Below are 25,653 nucleotides of genomic sequence, written 5' to 3' on the forward strand. Positions count from 1 at the left end.
CCTCGATTGCGGTGACGGCTCGGCTCACCGTCTCAGGTCGGGTTCGAGAGTCGCTCGACCCGCACCGCGCCGTCCGCCGGATACCGGTCGAGTACGTCGCGGAGCGCGTTGATCACGCGGTCCTGGGTCTCTCTGGGCAGGGACGGATACATCGGCAGGGAGAAGATCTCGTCGGCCAGCCGCTCGGTCACCGGCAGCGACCCGGGACGATAACCGAGATGGGCGAAGCCGGACATGGTGTGCACCGGCCAGCGATAGCTGACGTTCAACGAGATGCCATACGACTCCAGGGCGGCGAGGATCTCGTCGCGCCGGGGATGGCGTACCACATACAGGTAGTAGACGTGGTCATTGCCGGGTCCCAGGGTGGGCAACCCCAGCTCGGTGTCGGCGAGCCCTTCGGCGTACCGTTGGGCAACCGCCCGGCGGGCCGCGATGTAGTCGTCGAGCCGGCAGAGCTTGCGGCGGAGGATCTCGGCCTGCACCTCGTCAAGCCGGCTGTTGTGGCCCGGCGTCTCCACCACGTAGTACCGCTCCTGCATGCCGTAATACCGCAGGCGCCGCATCCGATGCTGGACAATGTCGTCGGCGGTGAGCATCGCTCCGCCGTCGCCATAGGCACCCAGGACCTTGGTCGGATAGAAGGAGAAGGCAGCAGCGTCGCCCATGGTGCCGGCGATCCGGCCGTGATGTCGGGCGCCGTGCGACTGGGCGCAGTCCTCCAGGACTACCAGGCCGTGCCGCTCGGCGAGTTCCAGCAGCGGGTCCATCGCCACGCACTGCCCGTACAGGTGAACCGGGAGCAGGCATCGGGTCCGGGATGTGATGGCTGCGGCAACCTGGTCGGTGTCCATCAGGTAATCGGAATCGCGGACATCGACGAAGACCGGCCGCGCGCCGCGCGCGTCGATGGCCACAACGGTCGGCGCGGCCGTATTCGACACGGTTATCACCTCATCGCCGGGGCCTACGCCCAGCGCCTGCAACGCCAGTTTGATCGCGTTGGTGCCGTTGTCCACCCCGATGCAGTGCGGAACACCGTGGTAGGCGGCGAACGCCCGCTCGAACCCCTGGCCACTCTCCCCGAATATCAGCCGACCGGACCGAAACACCTGCTCGACCGCGTCGAGGATGTCGTCGCGCTCCTCCGCGTACTCCTGCAAATAATCCCACACCAGAATGGCCATGGGCCTGCCGCCTTCCGAGGCTGCGATATGTGATCTGACAGAACTATCACAAGCGACTCGATCCTTGGTAAAGAGTCACTCGCAAAACGTGGGTGGACGTTTCTGCAAACCGCACCTAGGATCCGAATCGCCGCGTTACTCCGGCTGTGGGGAGCACACTTTGTCACGGAATACACCTGGGCGCCGAAGTGTCGTCGTCCTCGGTGGCACCGGTTCGGTGGGCAGGCACGTCTGCGCGGAATTCGCCCGGTCCGGACACCACGTTGTGGCGGTGGCCCGCCATCCGGGCCGGGAGGTGAACTGTCACGACTTCATCGCACTCGACCTCACCGCCGTCGGAGCGGCGCGGGTGCTGCGGATGCTGCAGGGCACGGCGGCCGACGTCGTCGTCAATGCCACCGACGGCGCGAACGACACCGACGGTTGGGACCGCAGCGAGGCCGAACTGGCGACCGCCAACATGGACCTGGTCCGTACGCTGCTGGACGCGGTCGCCGCGGCGCCACGGCGACCGCGCCTCGTGCATGTGGGCACGATTCACGAGTACGGCCCGGTGCCGGCCGGCACCATGATCGACGAATCCGTCCCACCCCGCCCGGTGACCGCGTATGGCCGGACCAAGCTGGCCGGCTCCACCGCAGTTCTGGAGGCGACGGCCAGCGGCCGGGTCGACGGCGTGGTGCTACGAGCGGTCAATCTCTGCGGACCGTACCCGTCGGCGGTGAGCCTGCCCGGCAAGCTGCTGGGCATGCTCGACGACGCGGCCCGCACCGGCCGGATGCCGATTGCCATCGCCCCGGCCAGCCGCGACTTCGTTGACGTGCGGGACCTGGCGACAGCGGTCCGGCTGGCCAGCGAGCGATCGAGGACGGCTGGCGTCTTCAACATCGGCAGCGGGGTCGCGGTGCCCCTGCGCCACCTGATCACCCTCTTCGTTACCGGCGCCGGTTTCCCGGAGTCGGTCATCGAGGACAGGTCCGGCACCGTGACCAGCATGGGGGGATCCTGGACCCAGGCGGACACCCGGCGTGCTCGGGAAGAGCTCGGCTGGGCTCCCCGGATCGCGCTGGCGGACTCGCTGCGGGAGATGTGGCTGGCCCACCGCCGGGGCTAGGGTGTTGTCCGTCGACCAGCCGCCGGCCCGCAGCGGGCCCGGCGTTGCAGGAACCACTCGGATCAGACGACCTGGACCTTGGGCGTGTAGAGGATCCACCGGCCGCCGGCCTCCCGGAAAGCCCGTTCCTTCGCCATGATCTCCTCGGCGTGATTCCAGGCGAAGAGGAGCACGTAGTCCGGGTAGGGCGCGGTGAACTCCTCGGCTGGCCGTACCGGTAGATGGGCGCCCGGGGTGAGTCGTCCCTGCTTCGCCGGCGTAGTGTCGAACACGCCGGAGACCAGGTCGGCGCTGATTCCGCAGTAGTTGGTAACGGTGGCACTCTTGGCGGTCGCACCGTAGCCGACGATCCGACGGCCGTCGGAGACCAGTCCGCGCAACAGCGTCATCAACTCGTCGCGAGTCCGTTCCACCGAAGTGGCGAACCCGGTCACGGTCGCCCGGGTGGCCAGCCCTTTGCGTTCCTCCTCGGCGAGCAGTTCGGCGACGGCAGGACTCTCCCTGCGGGCACCGGTGCGGGCCAGGGTGTACCGCACCTCGCCGCCGTGCACCGGCAGTCGTCGGACGTCGACCAGATCGAAGCCGAACCGACGGGCCATGGCCCGTACCGACCGGGCGGTGAAGAAGTAGAAGTGTTCGTCGTAGATCTGGTCGAACGAGGTCCGCTCGACGATCTCACCCAGGTAGGGGTCCTCGAAGACGAAGACACCATCGGGTTTCAACAGCGCATCCACGCCTCGGAAGATGGATTCGACGTACGGGATGTGGCAGAAGGTGTTCGCCGCGTAGACCACGTCCGCCGGCCCATGTTCGGCCCGGATCGCCGCCGCCGTGTCCGCCTCGAAGAACTCCGTGCACACGGCTATGCCCTGGGCCCGGGCTCGCTCGGCCACGCTGCCGGACGGTTCCACGCCGAGATGCCGCACCCCGGCCCGGTCGATGGCACGCAACATCACGCCGTCATTGCTGCCGATCTCCACGATGAACGGATCCGGCCCCGCCAGTTCGGTACGCAGGAACTCCTCGGCGGTCGACTCGAAGTGCTGTCGCATCACCGACGAACCGGACGAGAAGTAGGGATAGCTGTCATGGAACATACGCTCTCGGGGGACCTCCTCCATCAACTGCACCATGGTGCAGTTGCCGCACATTCCCACGGCCAGGCGGAAGAAGAATTCTTTCTCCACTTCACCGGGATCGAGAAATGCGTCGGACAACGGCTGCCGCCCGAAGTCGAGGAACTCGTCGACGGACCCACTACAGACGCGACATGCAACCATGCTGCAATCCTCGGAGTCCGACCACGACGACCGCTCGAATATCGCTCAAGTGAGCCCAGCGGCAGCATGCACAAAGCACCTGGACCGGGTACAGTACCGACATTGTGCCGACGGAGCAAAAGTCCATTGGAGAATGAGAATGGGCCGTACGAATCCCCAGCACGATGCCGAGCAGCCGGGCTTCGCCATTCCCGACGCCGGGCACCGGCCCGGGGTCCGGTGGTGGTGGCCCGGTGGTGCGGTGAGCGGCCCACAGATCGAGCGGGAGATCCGAACGCTGCGTGAAGCGGGCTTCTCCCGGGCCGAGATCGCGCTTCTCCCGCTCGGCCTGCCCGAGGCCATGCCCAGCGACGCGATCCGAACATGGGGCACGCCGGCATTCAGCGACCGGCTCCGCGAGGCACTGATCGCCGCCCGGCGACACGGCATGCGGATAGACCTCACCGTGACTCCCGGGTGGCCGCTGGCCAGTCCCGCCACCGCTGGCGACTCGATTCACCTCGCACAGCGGAAACTGGTGGGTGGCAGCCACACCATCGCGGGCGGCACGACGATCGACACCCTCCCCGAGCCGGAGGGTGGCCCGGCCGACGGGGACCATCTCGTCGCTGTCACCGCCGCACGGCTGGCCACCGCCGAGCCGGACGACGCCGGCACGATCCTCCTCGACGAGGAGACCGCGACCGACCTTACCCACCGGGTCAGCGGCGGGGCGCTGCGCTGGACAGCGCCCGGTGACGGCACCTGGCTGGTGTTCTCCTTCTGGTCCCGGCCGACCGGGCAGCGCTCCCTTGCCGAGGCGGGTGTCCAGGATGCTCTGGTGATCGACCACTTCTCGGCCGAGGCGGCAGCAGCGGCCATCGAGCACATCGACCGGTACGTGCTCCCCGCCGATCTGGACCCGCTGCTGGCCGAGGTCGGCGGGGACATCTTCGAGGACTCGCTGGAGCTCGCCGCCGACGGGGAACTCTGGACTGCGGACCTGCTGAACGAGTTCGCCCGGCGGCGTGGCTACGACCTGACCCCGTATCTGCCGGCGATCCGGGTGGAGGGACTCTTTCGCTTCGACTGGGAGATGCTGCTGGCCGGGATCAACCCGGAGAGCCCTCCGGCGCACGACTTTCCGGATCGGCGAGGCCGCCGGATCCGGCACGACTACTACCGCACCCTCAACGAACTGTACGCCGACAACCACATCGCCCCACTGACGCGGTGGGCCAATGGTCGTGGGCTGCGGTACCGGGCACAGCCGTACGGCAACATCATGGATCACGTCGAGCTCGCCGGTTCGGTGCAGGTGCCCGAGAGCGAGGACCTGGTGAACTGGATCGCCTCCGGCGGGATGACCGGCGAAGGCGCGGCGGCGTACGAGACCGCCCTCGACTTTCACCGCGGCATCGCCGCCGCAGCGCATATGACCGGTGCCCCCGTGGTGTCGCTCGAGTGCTGCGCGGTCCTGGATGCCGACTATCAGACCGATCTCGCCGCGCTGAAACGGCACGTCGACACGGCGTTCAGCGCCGGCGTGAACCAGTTGGTCCTGCACGGGGTGCCGTACCAGGACGTGCCGGGTGCCCACTGGCCCGGGTGGGCGCCGTTCTCCGGTGACGGCACGCCCGCGGTTTCCGATGCCTGGGGTCCGCGGCAGCCGATGTGGCGGCACATTCGCGCCTACACGGACTACCTGGCCCGGATGTCCACAGTGCTGCGGCACGGGCGACCGCAGGTGGATGTGGCGGTCTACCGGCAGGCGTACTGGTGTCTGGCCTGGCCGAAGATCACGGACCCAGGTCTGGCGGACGCCGGATTCACGTACGAGTTCCTCTCGCCCAGCCTGCTGGAGCACCCCGCGGCGGTGGTCCATGACGGCCGGCTCGCCCCGGAGCGGGCCGGCTATCGTGCGCTGATCGTGGCTGACGAGCCGGCGATGGAGCTCCGGGTGCTGGACCGGATTCGTGAAATCGCCCGGCAGGGTCTGCCGGTTGTGTTCGTCGGTGCGCCACCACACCGGGCCCAGGGTTTCCGGGACGCGGACGGCCAGGACCGCGAGGTCGAGCAGTCCGCCGCGAGGTTGCTCGCCCTGCCGAACGTGCGCCTGGTGACAGAGCAGAAGCAGATCACCCAGGCACTCGACGAGTTGGGAGTACGCCCCGACGCCGAACTGCGGGGTGCCAGCGGGGTCGTCACCGTACACCGGCAGGGCACCGGCGGAGACTTTTACCACCTGTTCAACATGGGCACGGGCGCGGTGCGGTTCACCGCCGACCTGAGAGGTACCGGCACGGTCCGGATCCTGGATCCGTGGCGCGGCACCTCCCACTCGATGCCTGCGGTGCAGACGGCGGGCCGCCGGTCGGTCGTGCTCGACCTTGGGCCGGGTGAAACCACGGTGGTACACCTTGGCTCCGGAACGGGCCTCGGTGCCTGGGCGGTGAGTACGCCGGCAACGGTCGTACCCCGCACGGTCCGTTGGGAACGCGAGCTGACCGATTGGAACCTGGAGGTGCTCGACTGGCAGCCGCACGGCGTCGAATGCCGGCGCCGGTCGCTCCCGCTCCCGGCCGACTGGCGCACGCTCGACGGGCTCGCCGACGCGTCGGGGGTCGGCATCTACCGCAGCACCGTCGTATTGCCCACCGGATGGAGTCGCGGCACCGACGCGGTACTGCTCGAACTGGGCCTGGTGGCGGGATCGGTACGCGTAGAGGTGAACGACCAGCCGGTTCCGGTCGACTGCGCCACCGGCCGGGCACCGGACGTGCGCCCGTACCTGCACGACGGCGCGAACTCCGTCCTCATCGAGGTGGCCACCACCCTTGGCAACCGCCTGGTCGGCCTGGCACGTTCCGGTGACGCGACCTACCGCAGGTTCGCGGACCGATCGAGCAGGCCGGCCGGCCTGCTCGGCCCGGTGCGGCTCTACGGGGCGACCGTCGCCATCGAGCCGGCGGAGCCCTGCGTGAACCGCGGGCCGGGCCGCGCCGCGTCCGGTCAGTCGCCGTAGAAGGCGGCCGCGTCCAATGCCGTCAACGTGACCCAGCCGGGCGGCGGGGCCACAGCCTCCGTGGCCCCGCCGCGTAGTTCGACGGCGAGCGACGGACGTTCGTCGATCAGCTGACTCAGCGCGTAAAGGGTGGCGAGAACATGCACGCAGGGACGCTTGCGGCTGCGGCAGACGCATTCGGCCCCTAGTTCGTCGAGGCCGGCCGCGATGGCGATGCCCTTCTGCCGGAGCTCCGTCTCGAACGTGTCGGAGAGGTCTCCGGCGATCAGTCCCGGCTGCTCCGCGACGGATTTCTCGAGCAGAAGACGCACCTCCGCCTGGGTCTGCTGCGACCAGATCGGCACGTCGATGTGGACCGGGTAGGCCGTACCGGAGGCGGTCACCCGCGCCTCGATCCGGCCCGGTGCGGTGGTCAGCTCGACGGCGTGGTTACGTGCGAGGGAGCGCGCTTTCGGCAGCAGGGCGTTCGGCCCGGCAGCGGCGGTCGCGCCGGCGATCCGGACCCAGGCGCGTCCCCAGGGGGTGGACCCGAACTCGGCTGGGATCATGCCAGCGCTCCGAGGTCGAGGTCGAGGACCGCGTGCAGTTCGTCGTCGGAGAGGCGGGCCAGGGCCGCGTCGGTGTCGCCGGAGACCACCTCTGCGAAACCGCGCTTGTGTTCGTGCATCTGGGCGATGTGATCCTCGAGTGTGCCGCCGGTGACCAGCGTGTGCACCGTGACGATGCGCCGTTGGCCGATCCGGTGCGCCCGGTCGGTGGCCTGTTCCTCGACCGCCGGGTTCCACCAGCGGTCGTAGTGCATGACGTGGGCGGCCCGGGTCAGGTTCAGGCCGAATCCAGCAGCGCGCAGGCTCAGCAGCAGGACCGGTGGCCCGTCCACGCTCTCCTGGAACTCTCGGACGAGTTCGTCGCGGCGGCGGGCGGAGAGCCCACCGTGCACGAACGGGATCGGGCCGACACCGAGTGTCTCGGTCAGGTGGCCGGCCAGCAGGTCCCCCATGGCTCGGTACTGGGTGAAGACCAGACTCCGGTCACCGTCGTCGACGATCTCCGCCAGCATTTCGGTGGCCCGGTCGAACTTGCCGGAACGACCTGCGCCGGCCCTCTCCTCCCGCAGGAACTGGGCGGGATGGTTGCAGATCTGCTTGAGTTCCGTGAGCAGCGCGAGAACCCGGCCGCGCCGAGTGATGCCTTCGCCGAACCCGTCGGAGAATGCCCGGCCCACCGCCTGCCGGTAAAGCTGGGCCTGCTCGTCGGTGAGTGTGCACACGACGGTCGAGTACTGCTTGGGCGGCAGGTCGGCCGCGACGTCGGTCTTGGTGCGGCGCAACAGATGCGGCTGGATCAGCGCGTTCAGGGCGGCCGCTGCGGAAGCCGAACCCCGCTGCTCGATCGGTGCCGCGAACAACTGCCGGAACCTGCTGCGGCTGCCGAGCAGGCCTGGGTTCGTCACGTGCAGAATCGCCCAGAGCTCGTCCAGGCGATTCTCCACCGGGGTGCCGGTCATGGCGATCGCCGCTGTAGCGGAGAGCCTCGCGGCTGCCTGGCTGACTTGGGCATCCGGATTCTTGATCTGCTGCGCCTCGTCGAAGATCAGGATGTCCCATCGGATCGCGGTCAGCGCGGCCTTCCGGCGCAGCACCGGGTAGCTGGTGATCACGACGGTGCCGGGCGGCACAGTGTCCGGCAGTTCCCGTTGCGCGCCGTGGTAACTGATCACCGGCGTGTCTGGGGAGAAGCGGGCAAGCTCGCGCCACCAGTTGCCGATCAGCGAGGTGGGGCACACCACGAGGTGCGGTCCGGCGGTCCGGCGGGTGGCGAGCAGGCAGATCGCCTGCAGCGTCTTGCCCAGACCCATCTCGTCGGCGAGCACCCCGCCCTGGCCAAGGAGTGGCCGAGCAGTGAGCCAGGCGACGCCGTGTTCCTGGTACGGCCGCAGCGTGGCGTGGATGGTGGTGGATCGCAGCGCGACCCGGGCCTTCACTGCTTGACGGAACTCGGTGAGCAGCGCGGTGGCGACGACGACTGCCGTGCCTTCGGCGTTGAGCACGGCGTGCGCGGCGGCCGGCATCCGCTCACCGAGTGCGGCGAGCGCCTCGTCGTCATCCGGCAGCCGGGCGGCCTCGCGCCAGGCCCGCAGCGAGGCGCTGTCTCCTGCCGGTGGAGCGGGCCTGCGCAGGGCGGTCACCGCCGTGTCGAGGTCAACCAGGCGCACTGGAACGGTCGCGGCGCGGATGTGGCCCCGATCGGCAACGGCCAGCCGGCACGCGCCGGGCCGCCCGGCGGGCAGTCCGTGCTCTCGGACGGCCTCGTCCAGATCCCGCACACCCCACCAGGCCATCGCGTTCTCGCTCGGAATGAAGGTGGCCTGCAAGCGCCCGGGCAGAGCAACAGCGTCCTGCGCGGGCGGCTCGCCCGCGTCGATCACGTCGGGCAGCGGTGAGATCGCCCTGGTGGGCACCACGAACTCCTCCAGACGGGGGTATGCTCGTTTAATTGCATGGCACAACAGTTGCACTACGCACATTACCATGAGGTGATTCACGGCAAATGACAATGAGCCGGCACGATGCTCCGACAACCAGCGACTCCCTGGCCGATCAGGTCATCGACGCGCTGCCGGACTGGATCACGTACCTCATCCAGATCAACACGCTGATCGCGGAGCGAATGGGACTCGTCGCGACCGACCTCCACTGCCTGCACGTCCTGCAACGGGACGGACCGACCACTACCGGCGCACTGGCCACCCAGGTCGGCCTTACCCCGGGAGCTGCTACCCGGATGGTCGACCGGTTGGTCGCAGCCGGCTGCGTGCAACGGGTTTCGGACGCGGCAGACCGACGGCGGGTCCTGGTCGAGGCGACCGGCGAGGGCGCTGAACGAGCCAACGCCCACTACACCGGGCTGACCGCGCGTACCCGAGAGGACCTGGCCTCCTACGACGACGACCAACTGCAGGCTCTGCTGCACTTCGTCCGGTCGTCCGAGGCCAGTGCACGCGCCGAGGTGCAGCGGCTACGGGCGCAACGGTGACCGGGGGGTGTGCCTACCGGCGACAGGCCCACCCGCCCGGGCAGACAGTGCTCCCGCTGTTCGATCAGCGCCCCACGGATTCGGTCAGGGCGAGCGCCAACTTGCGGTAGAAGGCCAACACCCCCGGTTCCTTGGGGCTGAGGTGACCCCGTTCCAGGAAGCGGGAGCCGAGGGTACGCTGCACCTCCTCCAGGCCACGCCGGTCCTCGCCGTTGATCACGCTGGTGGTGGCCTCGACCTGAGCCCTGACGGCTGCCACGTCCGCGCCGTGGAGGGCGCCGGCCGGCATCAGCGTGCCGCCGCGCACCTCGGTCCGGTCGATGGCGGTCGGAATCAGGCTGATCCAGGCGACACTCTCGCCGAAAGTCGCCACCGCGGCACAGGGAAAGAGCCTGAAGCTGTACATCACCCGACGCTCTGCCTCGGTCAGCGGCAGGACCGTCGTCGCGAACGGCGTGCCGGCCGGACTGAGTAACCGGGTCACCAGTGGCGAGTCCATGTGCACCTGCATGTCGATGCCGCCGGTCATCAGCGGCTTGACCGTGTCCGGATGAAAGCCCAGCGCGTGGTAGTTCTCGTAGCCGTTCTCGACCGCGACCTTCCAGTTGCAGTGCCACTGCTCGGTCCAGCCGCTGATCTGCACCATGTCGTCGAGTTGATAGTTGGTCATCTCGGCGTCCACCACGGCGAGGTCGTCGTCGAAGGGCGGAGCTTCCGCGTCCAGGTTGACGAAGATCAGTCCGTGCCACTGCCGTACCGCGAAGGCCGGGAGTCGACACTCGGCCGACTCGAAGTCCGGGTTGCCCCGCATGTGCGTGGCGGCGAGCAGTGAACCGTCAAGCCGGTACCGCCACAAGTGGTACGAGCAGGTGAAGTCCTTCACATTGCCGGCGCCGGGCCGCACCAACGGCATCAGCCGGTGCCGGCAGACCGGGGAGAGCCCGTGCAGCCGCCCGTCCTCGTCACGAGTGACCGCCACCGGCTCGCCGGCGATGTCCAGCGCGAGGTAGTCGCCCGGGGCGGCCAACTGGCTCACGTGCCCGACCAGGATCCACGAGCGGCCGAAGATCTGTTCACGTTCGCGTTCGTAGATCCCCGGTGAGGTGAACATCCGCGGCGGCAGGCTGATGGCCGGCGGCTCGGGCAGCAGGTAGTCCCGCAGGTTGGTGAGCAGCTCATCCGTCGACGTGTCTGCGGGCACCGAACGCCGGACGATCTTGGCGGAACTCACGTGTCGTACCTCTCCGGTGCATCGGACGCCGGCGGTATCGCGCCGAGCGCCATCCAGGCTTGATCATCCATCCACCGCGGGAAGCAGATGTCGTCGTTGGCACCCTTCTCGATGAACGCGATGTTCCGGTACACCCGCACGCTGGCCACCTGTTCCTGAGTCAGCGTCGGCCGTCCGTCAACCTGCTGCCACTGCTCCTGATAGTGCATGTCGTCCAGCAGCCGCTTGAGCAGTCCGATCGAGGTGTCCGGACCCGCGACCGGCCCCGCGCTCCCGCCGAACCGCGGGATGTACGCGGTGTGCATGTCCTCGATGACGTACAGGCCGCCACTCCGTAGGTAGGGGAAGAGTGCCTCGAACGAGACCAGGACGTGCGGATTCTCGTGACTACCGTCGTCGATGACGATGTCGAAGGGGCCGTACCGCTCCGCGATGGCGGCCAACTCGGCCGGGTTGCCCTGGTCTGCGGTGAGCGCGGTGAGCCGCTGCTGGTTCAGGGCGGACTTGTCGAACAGGTCAAGCCCGTAGATCGTGCCGCGGTGGAAGTACTTCTTCCACATCTTCAGCGAACCGCCCCCGAGCTGCCCCTGGTAACCGCCGATGCCGATCTCCAGCACCCGGACCGGTTGATCGCGGTACCGGGCGAACTCGCGCTCGTAGTGGGTGGTGTACCAGTGGAAGCTGGCCCACTTGTCCGAGCCGTAGGCCAACGACGCCTTGCCCAGGTCGAACCTCGGCACCCCGCACCCCGACAGCAGGGTGCCGGACGCCTGGTTCGTCGCCGCCAGGATCTCCGGCAGCTCCCGCAGGTCGTCGGGCCGCCGGGGCAGGAATGTGTCGCGCAGGTCGCCGTATCCACGCTGGTCGACCGGGCCGAACAGGCGCCGCACCAGGTCGGTGGCGGTGATCCGCAGCTCCCGTCGTACCGGGCCCGCCTCATCGGCGGGAACGACGGTGACCGGCTCGTCCCGGGCGATCCGGAAGCACAACTGCCGGTTGTCGGCGCCGTGGGTCACGGTCAGCGCGAGGTGCACCGGCATCCGGTTGACCGGCTCGTCGCAGCGGAACACGATCTCGTCTGCGAGGATGTCGAGCACCGTGTCCAGGCCGGTCTCCTTGACCAGGGCGGAGATCTCGTCGTCCGTCCCGGTGCCGACCAGTTGAACCCGCTCAACGAGGTTGCTGGATCCGGTCACCGGCCCATGGTTCACGCCGGCCACGTCACCGGCCGCCCTGCTCGGTCGACCGGCTCCACTTCGCCAACTGGGCCTTCGGGTCGAAGCTGCCCGGCTCGGCCAGTGGAATCACCTCGAACCTCAGGTGCGGGCTGATCGGGTTGTCGTAGAGCGCAGCGAGCAGTTCCTCGTGAGATCCGACGTCGTAAATGTTCAGGCCGCCCGATGCACCCACCCGGATCCAGCTGTGCCGGATCACCCCCTTGTCGACCAGGGCTCTGGTGTAGGCGAAGCCCTCGTGCAGTCGCTCACGGAATTCCTCGGCCTCACCTGCGGCGGGTGCCTGCGTCGCCAGCACGGCGAACAGTGCCATCGCTCCTCCTATGCTCGGTTGCGGATACATCGGCCGGTGACCTGAACCCGGCGGTCTCAGCTGCCCACATGTCGGTGTTGAGCGGTCAGTTCGGCAAGGGCCGGTACCACCTCCGCCGGGCTGGGCTCGGCCTGGATCCGGTCACGCAGGCGGGCCGCCTCCTCGGCGAAGGACGGCTTGGTCAACAGACGTTGCACGCCGTCGCGCAGCAGCGCCGGGGTGACCTCGTGCGGTGGCAGGTAGATGCCTGCGCCCAGTTCGGCGAGCCGCTCGGCGCGGTAGACGTTGTCCCACATTCCCGCGACGACCAGTTGGGGCACACCGGCTGCCACCGCGCTGGACCAAGTACCCGCCCCGCCATGGTGGACCACCGCAGCGCAGGTGGGCAGGAGGGCGTGCAGGGGCACGAACTCGGTCACCCGCACGTTGTCCGGCACCGACGAGACATCGGCGAGTTGTCCGGCGTCCACCGTCGCGACGATCTCGGCATCCAGGTCGGCGACGGCGGCGAACAGGTCATCGAGGGACACCATGCTCGGGTATGCCTTCTCGCGTACGGTGATGCCGAGGGTGAGGCAGACCCGGGGCCGCCGCGGCTCGGCCCGCAACCAGTCCGGGACGACGGACGGGCCGTTGTAGGGCACGTACCGCATCGGCACGGTGCGTTGCCCGGACGTGACTCGGATGCCGGCGGGCATCTGGTCGATGTTCCACTGGCCGGTCACCACCTCCTCGTCGAAGGTGCTGCCGAACCGCTCGAGGGTCCAGGTCAGCCACTCCGCCAATGCGTCCTCCCGCCGTTGCGGTGGAAGCCGCTCGATCTCCTGGCGGAACCGGCTCCGAGTGCGGAGAAACAGGTCCGGCCCCCAGAGCAGGCGGGCGTGCGCGGCGCCGGTGACCCGGGCGGCGACCGCGCCGGCGAAGGTGAACGGCTCCCAGAGCACCAGATCCGGCTTCCAGAACCGCGCATAGTCGACCAGGTCGTCGATCATGGAGTCGTTGTTGGCCTGCGCGTAGAACGTGGCGGTGAGCAGCAGGTTCGCCGCCTTGAGGTCGAACAGGCTGGCGTTGCGCCCGGTGAAGTCGATGTCCCGGTAGAAACCGGTCAGCTCCCCGCCGAGGTCCCGAACGAACTCGTTGTGGGTGTGGTCGGTGCCGACGGGTACGGCGGTCAGCCCGGCGGCGGTGATCGGCTCGGTGAGAGCCGGCTGGCTCGCGAAGCGAACCTCATGCCCCGCCGAGCGCAACGCCCATGCCAGCGGAACGGTGCCATTGAAGTGCGCCTCGACCGCCAGAGACGTCATCAGTACCCGCATGATGCAACCCTTCGCTCGATGATCAGATGGTGGAGGCGGGATCAGGCGGAGACAGGGAAGCGCACGATGGCGTGCGTGACGGGGGCTCGCAGCCGGCGTACCACCGGTCCGGTCCGGCGCAGTCCCGGCAAGCGGACCGCCAGGACCCGCAGGACCGCGGCGGCCGTCGCCCGTACCGCGGGTGCCAGCAGGTCGAGGTACGAACCGCCGGCGAGCGGCAGGTCCACGCCTACGGCGGCGCCACCGTGCTGTGCGGCCTCGACATACACCACGATGTCGCTGCCGGCCGCCACCCGCCTGCCGGCGATCTCCACGTCCTCGTGGGCGAGCAGTGCGTGCATCCGAATCGGTGGATCATGCCGCAGGGTGTCGGACACCACCTCGTCGGCCCGGTCCTGCTCACCGGCGAGCGAATCCCAGCGACCGGGCTGGTCGAGCAGCGCCAGCAGCGCATTGGCGAGCAGGTTCGCGGTGACCTCCACCCACAGCACCCCGGCGACCGTCCCGGCAGCGACGGTCGACTCGCCGCCGGGGCAGGTACGAAGTCGGGCAGTCAGGTCATCCACTGCCGTCATCATCGATCGGGCAGCCGGCAGGGTCGGTGGACAAAGCACGGCGTCCAGCGCGATCGCCGCCGCTGCGGAATCCCGGCCCAGCGCCTCCCGGTGTTCCGGGGGCAGGGCGAGCATCTCCGCGAGCAGTCCGGCAAGGATCGGGCGCAACAGGTCGGTGACGAGGTCGAACTCGCTGCCGATCCGGGTGGCCGTCGCCGCACAAACTCGCTCGACAATCTCCTGCGGTAGGTCGATCTCGGCCAGTCGACGCCGCGCGTCGGGCGACAACTCGGGAAAGGCGTCGCACTGGTACAGCACATGGCCAGCGGGAAAGGTACGCGAGGACCTGGCGGTGATCCGCGGATCCGCGAGGATCTCAGTGGCCACCTGGTGGTCCCCGGTGACCCAGGCACCGACCCGGCTCAAGTGGATCGGTCCCCGCTCGCGGATCCGCTCGATCAGCTCGCGTCGGTCGTCGTCCTCGGCCCGCAGCAACCTGGCGAGGGGATCGCCGCCGTGCGCGTAGAGCCATTGCATGCTCCGCTCGGTCAGCAGAGCCCGCCCCAGTTCGCCGTCCGTGAAGGTAATCACGGTTCCACCGTCGGGTGGGGTGGTCGCAGGGCACTCGGATGCGCCTCGAATGATGGTCAGCTGGCCCGGAACCGGGCCCAGCTCGTCCCATGGGCGCTTGTCTGAAGCGGCCGAATGCCGCGCAGATCGTCTTCGAAATCGGTATCCGAGTTCAGGATCGACCGGTGGATTCGTTGCACCTGGGGCTCCGGTTCCAGCCCTAGTTCGTTGACGAGGCTACGGCGCAGCCGGTGGAAGACCTCCAGCGCCTCTGCGCGACGACCACTGAGGTACAACGCCCGCATGTACTGCGCCTGGAGCCCCTCGTGCAACGGGTTCTCCGCGGTGAGCGCGGCCAGTTCGATGAGAACCTCCCGGTACATGCCCTGGCGCAACTTCGCGCCGACCAGGTACTCGGTGGCCATCAGCCAGGACTCCTCCAACTCGCGCCGCTTCGATTCGAGCACCCGACCCAGCGGCACGTCGACCAGCGCGGGACCACGCCATAGCCGCAGAGCCTCGGTGAGCCTGCCCATGCCGGTCGCGTCGTCGCCCATGCCGAGTGCGGCACAGCCGGCCGACATGAGGCGCTGGTACTCCCGGATGTCGACGGCAACGCGATCGCTGCGCAGCATGTAACCGCCCGCCCGGGTGATGAGGAGGTTTCGGGTGACCTCCGCAGCGGGCAGGCCGGTGACCGCCACGAACATCTTGCGCAGATTGAGAACGTACGTCTGGAGAGTGGTGAGGCTGCTGACCGGAGGTTCGTCGTCCCAGAGCTCGGAGACCAGGACGGAGACCGGGACAACTTGGTCGGCATGCACAAGGAGCATGGCGAGCACATTCCGCGGTTTTCGCGCCGTCGGCGTCTTGCTCTGGGAAGAGGAGCTCACGAACAGTGGGCCAAGGGCGCCGAGATTTACGACGACTTCCGGATTTCGCAATTGCACGACGTCCCCCATGGAAAAGCAATGTAACCGGACATTTGAAACCTTCAACAGGGAATCGAATCGCCCTATATGAATGTAACACCTCAATCACGCGAGCCGCGAGCCCTCGTCATTGCGCCAAACCTCCGCTGCGGCACGCCTTCGCGGCCCACGGGCTGCCTGCGTCGTGTTTTCGCTGGTAAACGGCGCAACTACCGTCCATTCGTCACGCTGGGCAACAGTTCCGGGATGCCAGCAAAGCCACGCTGACCAGGAACAACGGCTTGGATAACGAAGTGCGGTGTTTTCCTGGAGTCAGTTTTGCCAGGCCGCACCACGTCGCCTGGAGCAGGGTGCCAACCTGGGCCCATCGACACCTCCAGAGGCGTCCACCGCGCTGACCAGCACCTACGAGTATTGACATGGCTACGCACAGTAACCAGATAGGTCCGACGCCCCGAGCAGAAGGCTCACCTGCGGACGAAGATGTGCGCTTCTTCACAGCGCGGCGGGGCTCACCTGGTGGCGATCTTGGCGATCAGCAGCTCACGCCACACCCCCGTGCCCTCCCTGTCACGGCCGACGATGACCCACGCCGCTTACCGGACAGCCGCCGGCCCGGTCGGGCGCTCAGGTACGCCAAAGGATGTCGGAGGTCCGCCGCCCGGGGGCCACCGTCGTCCGTCCCGGCGGTCCCTGCGCGATGCGGACGGCGACGTACGCCTGCGCCAGCAGCGCCAGCGTGACGTGCCGGTACCAGGCGCCGTACTGCCGCACCTGGTACCGATCCAGGCCGGCCTCATCGCACGCGCGTTGCAGACAGTCCCGGGCGGCCGGCACTGACTCAGCGACCCGGGCCAGGACTCCGACCTCGGTGTCCGCAGGCCCCGAGCAGAGGAAGAAGGCGAACTCGTCCGGCTCGCCGGACACCCGCCGAATGAGCAGCCAGCGGCCGTGAACGCCACCGCCCGGCAGTTCCCCCATCGCCCAGTCGGCCAACTTGAGCCGGCCCGACCCCGCGCCGGTATTCACCCGCTTCCAGGCGCGCTCAGGAGCCTGCCCGGCGATGGTCGCCACCCGTACCGGCCCGTTCGGCAGGGCGACCGTGTGGCGGCGGGACAACTCCACCACGTAGCCCACTCCACGTCGCTCCAGGAACGCGCGGAACGCCGGTTCCGGCCCGTACGGCTCACCGGCCGCTACCCAGCGCGCGGGTACCCCCGCGTCGAACGCCCGGGAGAGCATCGCCGCAGCTTGTGCTGGCCGGGCGGCGTACCGGGTATGCGCCGGCACCCCCGCACCGGCGCACCGGGGCGGGTCCGCCGCCCATGACCGTGGCAGGTACAGCTCCCGGTCGATCAGTGCCTGACCGACCGGGGTCGCGTATGCCAGGAAGACCCCGATCTGGCAGTTCTCCGCCTGCTCCGCGCCGGGCAGTATCTGCCGCTCGACCCCGGCAGAGCGGGCACCCTTCTTGACGAAGCCGGCCTCGTCGACGACGAGCACGCCGGCCGGGTGGCCGAGGTGCTCGACCACGTACGCGCGGAGGTCGTCGCGTACCCGGTCAGCGTCCCAGCGGGCACCGTTCAGCAGCCGCTGCATGCCGTCGGGCCGGCTCTCGCCGGCCGCCTCCGCCAGCTGCCACCCGGTCTTGCGTGGCAGCGGCGCGAGCAGTCCGAGCAGGTACGCCCGCGCCCGCCGGCGCGGCTCCACCCGCCCGAACCGCGCCGCCACCCGCGCGAACATCGCGTCGAACCCGGCGACCCAGTCGGCATGCGAGTCAGCGTCAGCGACCACCCGGCACCCCCATCGAGAACAACGATCTGCGGTTGCAGGCTTCGGCGAGCACGACCTTAAATGCAGTGGCCGGGAACGTCCACCAGGCTACGCCGGGCAGGGGCAATCGGCCCGCCCGTCTGCGGGACGTGATTATGAACGACCGCGAAGCTGGTCCAGTGGGTGCAAAATTGCCGAGCCTCTTCCGAGGCCGAGATAAGAGGCCGAAGAATCGTGGCGCGAATCAGCCGGCCGACGCGGCCGCCAACACGGCCGGAAAGGCTTCGGCCAGCGCCGGGCGCCAGTTCCGAATGGGCGCGAGGCCGGCTTTTGCCCAACGGTCATGGCCCAGCACACTGAATGCCGGGCGCGGGGTACGGCTCTGGAATCGGTCACTGGAAATAGGTCGGATCCGGTCCGGATCGGCACCCAGCAACCCGAAGATCTCCCGGGCGAACTCGTACCAGGTGGTGTGGCCGGCGCTGGTGCCGTGGTAGATCCCGGGTGGGGCGTCGCCGGCCAGCGCCGCGATGCCCAGCGCGGTCAACTGGCCGGCCAGGTCGGCCGTCCAGGTCGGTTGACCGCGCTGATCGTCCACCACGTCGAGAGTTTCCCGTTGCCGTTGCGCCCGGATCATCGTGGCCACGAAGTTGTGGCCGGCGGCGCCGTACAACCAGCCGGTCCGAACCACGTAGCCCTGCTCCGGGCAGGTCTCGAGCACCGCCTGCTCCCCCGCAAGCTTCGTCCGGCCGTACGCGCCGCGCGGTCCGGTGACTGCGTCCTCACGGTAGGGCCGGTCCGCCCGACCGTCGAACACATAGTCGGTGGAGATCTGCAGCAGCACCGCCCCGGACGCCGCGCACTGGTCGGCGAGCCACCGTGGCCCCCGACCGTTGACCGCCAGCGCTTCCTCCTCACGTTCCTCGGCGTCGTCCACGGCGGTGAAGGCGGCACAGTTGACCACCACCGCCGGCCGGTACGCGGCGAAGACCTCCCGGACGGCGGTGGCGTCTACGATGTCCAGCTTGCGGCGGTCGGCACCGAGTGCCGGTATTCCGGCAGCCTCCAGCCGGGGCAACAGGTCCCGGGCGAGCATGCCGCCCGCGCCGGTCACCAGCCATCTGGGCGACCGGGCGGGGCTCACCGCACTACCACCCGCTCACGCAAGGGCTCCCACCAGGTCCGGTTCTCCCGGTACCAGCGCACCGTCTCAGTCAGTCCCTGGCGGAACTCCACGCGAGGCGCGTAGCCCAACTCCCGCCGCGCCTTTGTGCAGTCGAGCGAGTAACGCCGGTCGTGCCCTTTGCGGTCCGGCACGTACCGCACCCTGCCCCAGTCCGCGCCGCATGCGGCGAGCAACATGCCGGTCAGCTCGCGGTTGGACAGTTCCGCTCCCCCGCCGAGGTGGTAGATCTCTCCGGCCCGGCCCCGCGTACGGACCAGCTCGACCCCGCGGACGTGGTCGTCGACGTGGAGCCAGTCCCGCACGTTGCCGCCGTCGCCGTAGAGCGGCACCGGTTCCCCGTCGAGCAGGCGGGTGATGAACAGGGGGATGAGTTTCTCGGGGAAGTGGTACGGCCCGTACGTGTTGGAGGCCCTGGTCACCCGCACGTCGAAGCCGTGCGTGCGATGGTACGAGAGTGCGACGAGGTCACCGGCCGCCTTCGATGCGGAGTACGGCGAACTCGGCTCCAAGGGATACGTCTCGAGCCACGAGCCCTCCTCGATGGAGCCGTACACCTCATCGGTGGAGACGTGCACGAACCTCTTTATTCCGCTCCGGTGTGCGGCCTCGACCAGGGTCTGGGTACCGAGCACGTTGGTGCGTACGAACGCCGCGCCGGTGTCGATGGAACGATCCACGTGTGACTCAGCGGCGAAATGGACCACCTGGTCCTGCTCGCGCATCAACGATGCCACGGTCTGGGCGTCGCAGATGTCACCGTGGACGAACGCGTACCTCGGATGACCGCTCAGCCCCGCGAGGTTCTCCGGGTTGCCGGCGTAGGTGAGGTTGTCCAGGACCGTCACGCGCACGCCAGCCGGGCCGTCCGGGCCAAGCAGGGTTCGGACGTAGTGGGAACCGATGAATCCGGCACCGCCGGTGACCAGAAGTCGGGTCGTCATGACGAGATCTGCACCTTGCTGTGATCGCCGAGCACGAACCGGTGGGCAGCGGGGTTGCGCGGGGCCGGGGTGACCTCCACGTCGCGCCCGATCAGCGACGCCTCCACCCGGCGTACGCCGGTGAGCGCCGAATCCTGTAGCACGATCGAGTACTCGATCTCGGTGTCCTCGATCCGGCAGCCCTCACCGATCGCGGTAAACGGCCCGACGTACGAGTCCACGACCTCCGTCGAGGCGCCGATGACCGCCGGGCCGACGATGCGGCTGCCACTGATCCGGGCGCCACGCTCGATCCGTACCCGGCCGATAATCTCACTCGTCGCGTCCACCGTGCCGGCCACGACCGGTTCGATGCTCTCGAGTACTGAACGGTTCACCTCCAGCATGTCGGTCACGTTGCCGGTGTCCTTCCAGTACCCGGAGATGACTGTCGAGCGCACGTCGTACCGCTGGTCGATCAGCCGCTGGAGGGCGTGGGTGATCTCGAACTCGCCTCGCTCGGAGGGGGTGATCACGCGTACCGCCTCGTGGATCACCGGGGTGAACAGGTAGACGCCGACGAGGGCGAGGTCGCTCTTGGCGTGCTCCGGCTTCTCCACCAGGCTGACCACCCGGCCACCGTCGAGCTCGGCCACCCCGAACTGCCGCGGGTCCGGCACGCTGGTCAGCAGGATGTGAGCGTCGGGGCGATCCCGGCGGAAGTCGTTCACCAGGTCACGGATGCCACCGACGATGAAGTTGTCACCCAGGTACATGACGAAGTCGTCGTCGCCGAGATAATCACGGGCGACCAGGACCGCGTGCGCGAGTCCCAACGGAGCGTGCTGCCGGATGTAGGTGACGGAGATACCGAACGCGGAGCCGTCTCCCACGGCGGACCTGATCTCGTCTGCCGTGTCACCGACGACGATGCCGACATCGCAGATCCCGGCCTCGGCGATCGCCTCCAGCCCGTAGAAGAGCACCGGTTTGTTGGCCACCGGCACCAGTTGCTTGGCCGACGTGTGCGTGATCGGTCGTAAGCGGCTACCCGCTCCGCCCGACAGAACAAGCGCCTTCATGTGACCCCCGAGAACCAGAGATGAACCGTCCACCCTCGCGTCCAGGTTGACGGGGTTGTCTTCAGGGCAGGTCGAGCCCGGGCTGAGAAAGGCATGCTCACCGAGCCCGCAGGGCCTGATCGAGCGCGACGCATTCGGCGTACGCCGGCAACATCCCGTCGGCTAGCGCCTGCTCGATGGTGGGTGCCTCGCGGTCCCGGTCGGACAGGATCGGCTCGATGCCTGCGGGCATGGGCAGGCCCAGCGCCGGGTCCAGGACCGAGAGGGTACGTTCGCCCTCCGGCACGTACTCGGTGGAGAGCATGTACGCCATCGCGGTGTCATCGGCCAACACGACGAAGGCGTGTGCCACTCCGACGGGCAGGTACACCGCGCGGAAAGAGACCGAGTCCAGCAGGGTGGAATCCCACTTGCCGAACGTCGGCGAGCCAACCCGGACGTCGACGACGATGTCTATCGCGCGTCCTGAGGCACAGTACACGTACTTCGCGCACCCGGGCGGGGCCGTCGTGAAGTGCAGGCCGCGCACCACTCCGCGCCGGGAGACGCTGTGATTCGCCTGCATCACCGGGAACAGCGGACGTCCGGCGCCCGCCACGAACGCAGCCTGCTGGAACGGGGAGACGAACCTGCCCCGCGCGTCGGGAAAGACCGTCGGCTCGAACTCGAGGGCACCCTCCACCGCCAACCCACGCACCCGCATCCCTACTCGCCCCACTTCAGATAGACCACCGGTTGCTCGCGGCCGGGGATCTGCCGCAAGGTCACCTGGCCGAGATCGAGGCCGTCTCGGATGGCGGCGGTCACGCCCGGCCACCGGGGATGCCCGAGTTCGTCGAAGGCGATGACGCTCCCTTTGGCGAGGCAGGGACGGATCGCGCGGAGCACGTCACGGGTGGGTTCGTAGAGATCAAGGTCGAAGATGGCCAGCGCGATGATGGTCTCGGGGTTGTCCTGCAGGTACCGCGGGAGCGTCTCGCGCACATCTCCCTCCACGACGAAGGTGCGCTGGACGTGCGCGACAGGATCGCCGGCCTCGTGCGCCGCGAGCACCTCGCGCAGATGGTCCACCTCACCGTCGGGAACCGCGAATCGGCCGACCACGGCACTCGGACTCGCCTGATCGATCTCGGAGATGTCGGGAAAACCGGTGAAGGTGTCGAACCCGATGATTCGGCGGTAGGAGTTGTACGGCTCGTGGAGGCCCCGCAAGGCGGTGAGGGTGGCGAGATGGCGACCGTGCAGGACTCCGAACTCCAGGATGACCCCGGGTACGTCGGAGAGCATCCGATAGAGCGCGTCCATGGCGAGCAGGTCGGCCATTTGATGCCGCCGAAGATACAACGGAAGGTTGTCGATGAGGTAGACCGGCGGGATGGGCGTCTCGATCAACAACTCGGTAAGCCTTTGCCGTACCTGCCGCTCCTGTTCCGACTCGTGCGGCAGGGTTCGAGGATCCCGGTACTCGATATCGGTCATAGATCCCTTCCTTCTCGACGGCTTGTCCGCCATCTCGCCGGGTCGATCGGCTGCGCCGCACAGCCGCAGGCCAGCGGGTCACGACAGTTCGGCCTCCGGCACCGGCCACGCCTGCCACGGGTAGCGGGACGCGGCCCAGCCGAGCCAACTGCACCGACGATGGCCTCTCGAAGTGGAATTCGTGCCGTCGGCGTACGGATATCAGCTTCGTGGGACCGGCTTGACTCTGGCTCAAGAGCCGATGTACCGGCTGTTCGCCGCTCTCCTGTCGAGGTTTCGTGAACCGAGGGTCGGGCGGAAATCAGGGGCACTGCGAGTATGAGGTTGCCACTCCGGCTGGCGGACTGACTCGCTGCGCAACCGGCCCTGGTGCCTTGTCGCCAAACCGTCGTTCGCCGGGCGGAGCCGCATGCTCGACATGGGAGCGTCGCTGACGTGTCTCGATAGGGCCTCGCTACAGGCGTCGCCACAGTTCCGACCCTCGCCCGCTCCGACAAGAAGCTCGTCCGCCTTACCCGGAACTCGAACGCGAACGCGCCTGGCTCGTCGACAGCGGCGTCCTGCCGGCCGATCTGGTCGACCGCAACCGCGAGATAGCCGAGGCCGCGATTCGGCCGTGGACGCCGGTGTTCATAGCCGGCTGATCGAACACGGCTTCGACCCGTCCTTGCCAGGCTGCGAGTTCGACGTCCTGAGATCGCCGATGTAAGGCTGCACGACCCCGACGGTCACGAGCGGTGACCGGGGGCGCTCGGGGACTCGGCTATTCCGTCGGTGTCCTGCGGAGGGCGGGCGACACCAGGCCCATGGCGACGGCAGCCGTGTCCGCCACCAGCCAGATCCGGTAGGGGTCGAGCGGCCAATCGGCCCGATCGATGCTGAACGACACGAGCAGCCCTCCGACGAAGTGCCCGACCTGAAGCGACGTCGATGCCACGACGTCGAGCAACGTCAAGGCCCGGACCGAGGTGGTTTCGTCGACGTCCCGGTGTGCCCGCTCGAGCATGGCCAGAAGGATCGTGAGGTTGGCTGCCGACGCCACGGCCAGGGCCGCGATGGTGATCATCTGCTCGGCGGTCCCGTCGACCGGTGCCCGCACGACGGCGAGGGCGACGGTGGCGGTCAGCAGCACCGGACCGGCCTGCCAGGCATAGCGGCCGAGGTTCGTGTGGCTGGACCGCTCCGCGGGTCGGTTCGGAGCCGGGATGCCGCGGGCGGCGACAGCCAGCAGCAGGGCGACGGCGCCGATGACCGCGAACATCGCCGTACGCAGCACTGGGCCGCCCGAGCCGTACAGCAGGACCGCACCGGCCACGATCAGGCCGCCGGCGGCCCTGCCCCAGGAGTTCACCCGCTGGCGTTCCTGGCTGACGAGGCCGTAGTTCAGCAATGGCTGCCACGAGGGGACGTAGAGCACCGACAGGTTGATCTCCGCCGTGACCGTGACGGCCAGGGCGATGAGGGCGAAACCTCCGCCGACCACGTCCAGACCCACGAGCACCGCCAGGACTGCGCATTCGACGGCGCGTTCGACCTGCGCTCGGACGGTGCGGTGTTGCTTGTTCAGGTCGGCTTTCCAGTCGGGTAGTTCGTTGCCGTCGGCGGGTTTGCGGTAGGGATGATCACGTCGGGGTTGCCGCGGTAGGCGCCGTCGGCGATGACGGGCCGTCCGGTCAGTTTCTGGTCGATGCCGCTGGTCCGGTAGACGATGGTGTCGTTGCGGTTGCTGGGTCGCGGATCGCCGAGGGCGACGACGAGGCGGGTGTGGGCATCGATGGCGACCTGCAGGTTCGTGCTGTAGCGGTAGTTCTTGCTCGGGGCGGCCAGCCGGTGGTCCCGGGTCGGTATGAGGGTGCCGTCGACGATGGTGATCTGGTCGACCCGGCGTCGGTGTACCGGGGCCAGGGCCAGCAGCGGGCCGAGGGTGTCGATCACTCGGTGCGCGGCGGAGTGCGACACCCCGAACAGCGGGCCGATCTGCCGCATCGTCAGGTTCGTGCGCCAGTAGGCGGCGACCAGCAACACCCGATCAGCAAGGTCAAGAGACCACTGCCGGCCCGGCCGGCCGTCGGCGATCGCGTCACCGCCACGCTCGGCGACCAGCCGGACCAGCCTGCGGAACTGGGCGGGCTGCAACCCGGTGAACGGGAAGATCCACTCCGGGCGGGCCGCCGAGATCACCTGCACCCAGACATGATCCACCATCGACCAACCACCGAGTTACGAGACGTCCCTCAGTAACCGCGCTCGGCGACATCACCACCGTGCTCCGCGACGCCGACCCTGCCGACAAGGCCGAGGTGTACCGGCAACTCGGCCTCCGGCTCGCCTACCAGCCGGAAACGCAAACGGTGCGCGCTGAAGTAGATCTCAGCGCACACCGTAGGGCTATGGTTTGTGTCCGAGGGGTGATCGATACCGCAACCCCACCGTCGCAATCCGCTGACGATCACGTGATGATCGACTATCGACGGTAGCTGCCCGGCGTCACCGAGCTTTGCCGATTGCAGCAACACAGGCGGGCGACCCTAGCCGAGGCAGCAGAGCTAACGACGGAAGGGCCGTCGTTAGCTCTGCTCGCACGCAAGGATCAACGCTGAAACATGGTCCGGTGAGTCGGTGGGGCACCACGGCGCTGGGTACTCATGGCAGTCTGCTCTGATGCATCCACCCGTTGGGGCGTCGGGCTCGTTGATCAAGCCGGCCGACGCCTTCGATGTACCGGTGTTTGTACGACACTCGTCGCCCGCGCCCGGCACGCCGTCACCACCCTCACCGCCGAGGCCGACGAAGCAGGCAACGTCTCCACCCGCGTGCGACTCCTGGCCGACGTGCGGACCGCGTTCACCGTGCTCGGCGACCCGCCCGCCGCATCCACACACGACCTACTCGCCGCGCTCAACGGCGACGACGAAGCACCCTGGGCAGGATTCGGGCCAACCGGCCTCACCGGCAAGCGACTCGGCGACCTGCTCCGCGAATTCGGCATCACCTCGACCACCATCCGCTTCCCCGTCGGACAGGCCAAGGGCTACACCCGAGAAGCCTTCACCGACGCATGGAACCGGTACTGCCCCACCCCATCCGTACCATCCGTCCCACCCTCATTTCCGCAGGTCATCCCCGGTACGGATTACCCACCTGGTACGGATCGATCCGTACCACCAACCCCACCCGGACGCGCCCCTGGTACGCATCAATCCGTACCAGCACACCAATCCGTACCGCACCTGACCAGGCAAAACGAGCTTGGTACGGATGGTACGGATACCCCCCGGCGACACGTCACCCACCGTCGACCCTGACCGGACCGCCCGGCACGGCCACCGGCCACCGATCCCGGAAACGGCCCGCTGAGAGCCACACAGGCGCGACCGCCCTATGCCCCTCGCCGGGCCGCCCGAAATCGCGCGCCTCCGGCGCTCTCAGCGGGCCGTTCTA

22 protein-coding genes and 1 pseudogene are annotated in these 25,653 nt (G+C 68.4%); 4 read left to right on the top strand and 19 right to left on the bottom strand.

The features are described from left to right. Window positions 1-32: 32 nt before the first annotated feature. Window positions 33-1,187 carry a DegT/DnrJ/EryC1/StrS family aminotransferase gene (locus ACLQ2T_RS26825; protein WP_425769131.1) on the bottom strand — a complete coding sequence of 385 codons (1,155 nt, stop codon included), beginning with the start codon at window positions 1,185-1,187 and terminating at the stop codon, window positions 33-35. Here ACLQ2T_RS26825 and ACLQ2T_RS26830 point away from each other — a divergent pair. Then, complete coding sequence (locus tag ACLQ2T_RS26830) at window positions 1,186-2,301, top strand: NAD-dependent epimerase/dehydratase family protein (protein WP_425769132.1); 1,116 nt, start codon at window positions 1,186-1,188, stop codon at window positions 2,299-2,301. The two genes, ACLQ2T_RS26825 and ACLQ2T_RS26830, sit on opposite strands and share 2 nt — an antisense overlap. 62 nt (window positions 2,302-2,363) lie before the next feature. On the opposite strand, the gene ACLQ2T_RS26835 is transcribed toward ACLQ2T_RS26830, so the two are convergent. Further along, the gene (locus ACLQ2T_RS26835; RefSeq protein ID WP_425769133.1) at window positions 2,364-3,581 is read right to left on the bottom strand and encodes a methyltransferase domain-containing protein; all 1,218 of its coding nucleotides are present in this window, start codon (window positions 3,579-3,581) and stop codon (window positions 2,364-2,366) included. 139 nt (window positions 3,582-3,720) lie between these two features. Here ACLQ2T_RS26835 and ACLQ2T_RS26840 point away from each other — a divergent pair, with 139 nt between their 5' ends. Further along, window positions 3,721-6,585: a glycosyl hydrolase gene (locus ACLQ2T_RS26840; RefSeq protein ID WP_425769134.1), complete on the top strand. Its 2,865-nt coding sequence runs from the start codon at window positions 3,721-3,723 to the stop codon at window positions 6,583-6,585. Here ACLQ2T_RS26840 and ACLQ2T_RS26845 read toward each other — a convergent pair. Beyond that, window positions 6,573-7,133, bottom strand: a complete 561-nt coding sequence (locus ACLQ2T_RS26845; RefSeq protein WP_425769135.1) for an SWIM zinc finger family protein — start codon at window positions 7,131-7,133, stop codon at window positions 6,573-6,575. The genes ACLQ2T_RS26840 and ACLQ2T_RS26845 overlap by 13 nt on opposite strands. Then, entirely contained in the window at window positions 7,130-9,046 is a 1,917-nt protein-coding gene (locus tag ACLQ2T_RS26850) for a DEAD/DEAH box helicase (protein ID WP_425769136.1), read from the bottom strand. Before ACLQ2T_RS26850 ends, ACLQ2T_RS26845 begins: the two co-directional genes overlap by 4 nt. An 89-nt stretch (window positions 9,047-9,135) precedes the next feature. Between ACLQ2T_RS26850 and ACLQ2T_RS26855 the strand changes: the two genes are divergently transcribed. Continuing rightward, window positions 9,136-9,621, top strand: coding sequence for a MarR family winged helix-turn-helix transcriptional regulator (locus ACLQ2T_RS26855; RefSeq protein ID WP_425769137.1), 486 nt, complete (start codon window positions 9,136-9,138; stop codon window positions 9,619-9,621). Window positions 9,622-9,685: 64 nt separating this feature from the next. On the opposite strand, the gene ACLQ2T_RS26860 is transcribed toward ACLQ2T_RS26855, so the two are convergent. From ACLQ2T_RS26860 to ACLQ2T_RS26930, 15 genes and pseudogenes are all read right to left on the bottom strand, one after another. Beyond that, window positions 9,686-10,852: an aromatic ring-hydroxylating oxygenase subunit alpha gene (locus ACLQ2T_RS26860; protein WP_425769138.1), complete on the bottom strand. Its 1,167-nt coding sequence runs from the start codon at window positions 10,850-10,852 to the stop codon at window positions 9,686-9,688. Beyond that, entirely contained in the window at window positions 10,849-12,048 is a 1,200-nt protein-coding gene (locus tag ACLQ2T_RS26865; RefSeq protein WP_425769139.1) for a class I SAM-dependent methyltransferase, read from the bottom strand. Before ACLQ2T_RS26865 ends, ACLQ2T_RS26860 begins: the two co-directional genes overlap by 4 nt. Window positions 12,049-12,073: 25 nt before the next feature. After that, window positions 12,074-12,400: a muconolactone Delta-isomerase family protein gene (locus ACLQ2T_RS26870; RefSeq protein ID WP_425769140.1), complete on the bottom strand. Its 327-nt coding sequence runs from the start codon at window positions 12,398-12,400 to the stop codon at window positions 12,074-12,076. 56 nt (window positions 12,401-12,456) lie between these two features. Further along, complete coding sequence (locus tag ACLQ2T_RS26875) at window positions 12,457-13,716, bottom strand: activator-dependent family glycosyltransferase (protein WP_425769141.1); 1,260 nt, start codon at window positions 13,714-13,716, stop codon at window positions 12,457-12,459. A gap of 41 nt (window positions 13,717-13,757) precedes the next feature. Then, on the bottom strand, window positions 13,758-14,861 hold the full coding sequence (locus tag ACLQ2T_RS26880) for a cytochrome P450 family protein (RefSeq protein WP_425769142.1): 1,104 nt from the start codon (window positions 14,859-14,861) through the stop codon (window positions 13,758-13,760). A 56-nt stretch (window positions 14,862-14,917) separates the two neighbouring features. Then, window positions 14,918-15,802, bottom strand: a complete 885-nt coding sequence (locus tag ACLQ2T_RS26885; RefSeq protein ID WP_425769143.1) for an AfsR/SARP family transcriptional regulator — start codon at window positions 15,800-15,802, stop codon at window positions 14,918-14,920. A gap of 597 nt (window positions 15,803-16,399) precedes the next feature. Continuing rightward, window positions 16,400-17,515, bottom strand: a complete 1,116-nt coding sequence (locus tag ACLQ2T_RS26890; RefSeq protein WP_425769174.1) for an IS701 family transposase — start codon at window positions 17,513-17,515, stop codon at window positions 16,400-16,402. A 274-nt stretch (window positions 17,516-17,789) separates the two neighbouring features. Beyond that, entirely contained in the window at window positions 17,790-18,689 is a 900-nt protein-coding gene (gene rfbD / locus ACLQ2T_RS26895; protein ID WP_425769144.1) for a dTDP-4-dehydrorhamnose reductase, read from the bottom strand. Beyond that, window positions 18,686-19,672: a dTDP-glucose 4,6-dehydratase gene (gene rfbB / locus ACLQ2T_RS26900; RefSeq protein WP_425769145.1), complete on the bottom strand. Its 987-nt coding sequence runs from the start codon at window positions 19,670-19,672 to the stop codon at window positions 18,686-18,688. Before rfbB ends, rfbD begins: the two co-directional genes overlap by 4 nt. Beyond that, window positions 19,669-20,733, bottom strand: a complete 1,065-nt coding sequence (locus ACLQ2T_RS26905) for a glucose-1-phosphate thymidylyltransferase (RefSeq protein ID WP_425769146.1) — start codon at window positions 20,731-20,733, stop codon at window positions 19,669-19,671. Before ACLQ2T_RS26905 ends, rfbB begins: the two co-directional genes overlap by 4 nt. 97 nt (window positions 20,734-20,830) lie before the next feature. Further along, complete coding sequence (locus ACLQ2T_RS26910; protein ID WP_425769147.1) at window positions 20,831-21,436, bottom strand: dTDP-4-dehydrorhamnose 3,5-epimerase family protein; 606 nt, start codon at window positions 21,434-21,436, stop codon at window positions 20,831-20,833. 2 nt (window positions 21,437-21,438) lie between these two features. After that, on the bottom strand, window positions 21,439-22,212 hold the full coding sequence (locus tag ACLQ2T_RS26915) for a TylF/MycF/NovP-related O-methyltransferase (protein ID WP_425769175.1): 774 nt from the start codon (window positions 22,210-22,212) through the stop codon (window positions 21,439-21,441). Between the two features lie 763 nt (window positions 22,213-22,975). Continuing rightward, window positions 22,976-23,713, bottom strand: a complete 738-nt coding sequence (locus ACLQ2T_RS26920) for a hypothetical protein (RefSeq protein ID WP_425769179.1) — start codon at window positions 23,711-23,713, stop codon at window positions 22,976-22,978. A gap of 18 nt (window positions 23,714-23,731) precedes the next feature. Next, window positions 23,732-24,399 (bottom strand): annotated as a pseudogene (locus ACLQ2T_RS26925) (transposase family protein); the annotation flags it as partial. Window positions 24,400-24,446: 47 nt separating this feature from the next. Continuing rightward, window positions 24,447-24,728 (bottom strand): hypothetical protein, encoded by a 282-nt coding sequence (locus ACLQ2T_RS26930; RefSeq protein ID WP_425769148.1) that lies wholly within the window; start codon window positions 24,726-24,728, stop codon window positions 24,447-24,449. Window positions 24,729-24,857: 129 nt separating this feature from the next. Here ACLQ2T_RS26930 and ACLQ2T_RS26935 point away from each other — a divergent pair, with 129 nt between their 5' ends. Then, window positions 24,858-25,517, top strand: a complete 660-nt coding sequence (locus ACLQ2T_RS26935; protein WP_425769149.1) for a DUF3631 domain-containing protein — start codon at window positions 24,858-24,860, stop codon at window positions 25,515-25,517. Window positions 25,518-25,653 lie beyond the last annotated feature (136 nt).

Origin of the sequence: Micromonospora sp. DT229 (genome assembly GCF_049844505.1) — a bacterium.
Classification (GTDB): Bacteria; Actinomycetota; Actinomycetes; order Mycobacteriales; family Micromonosporaceae; genus Micromonospora.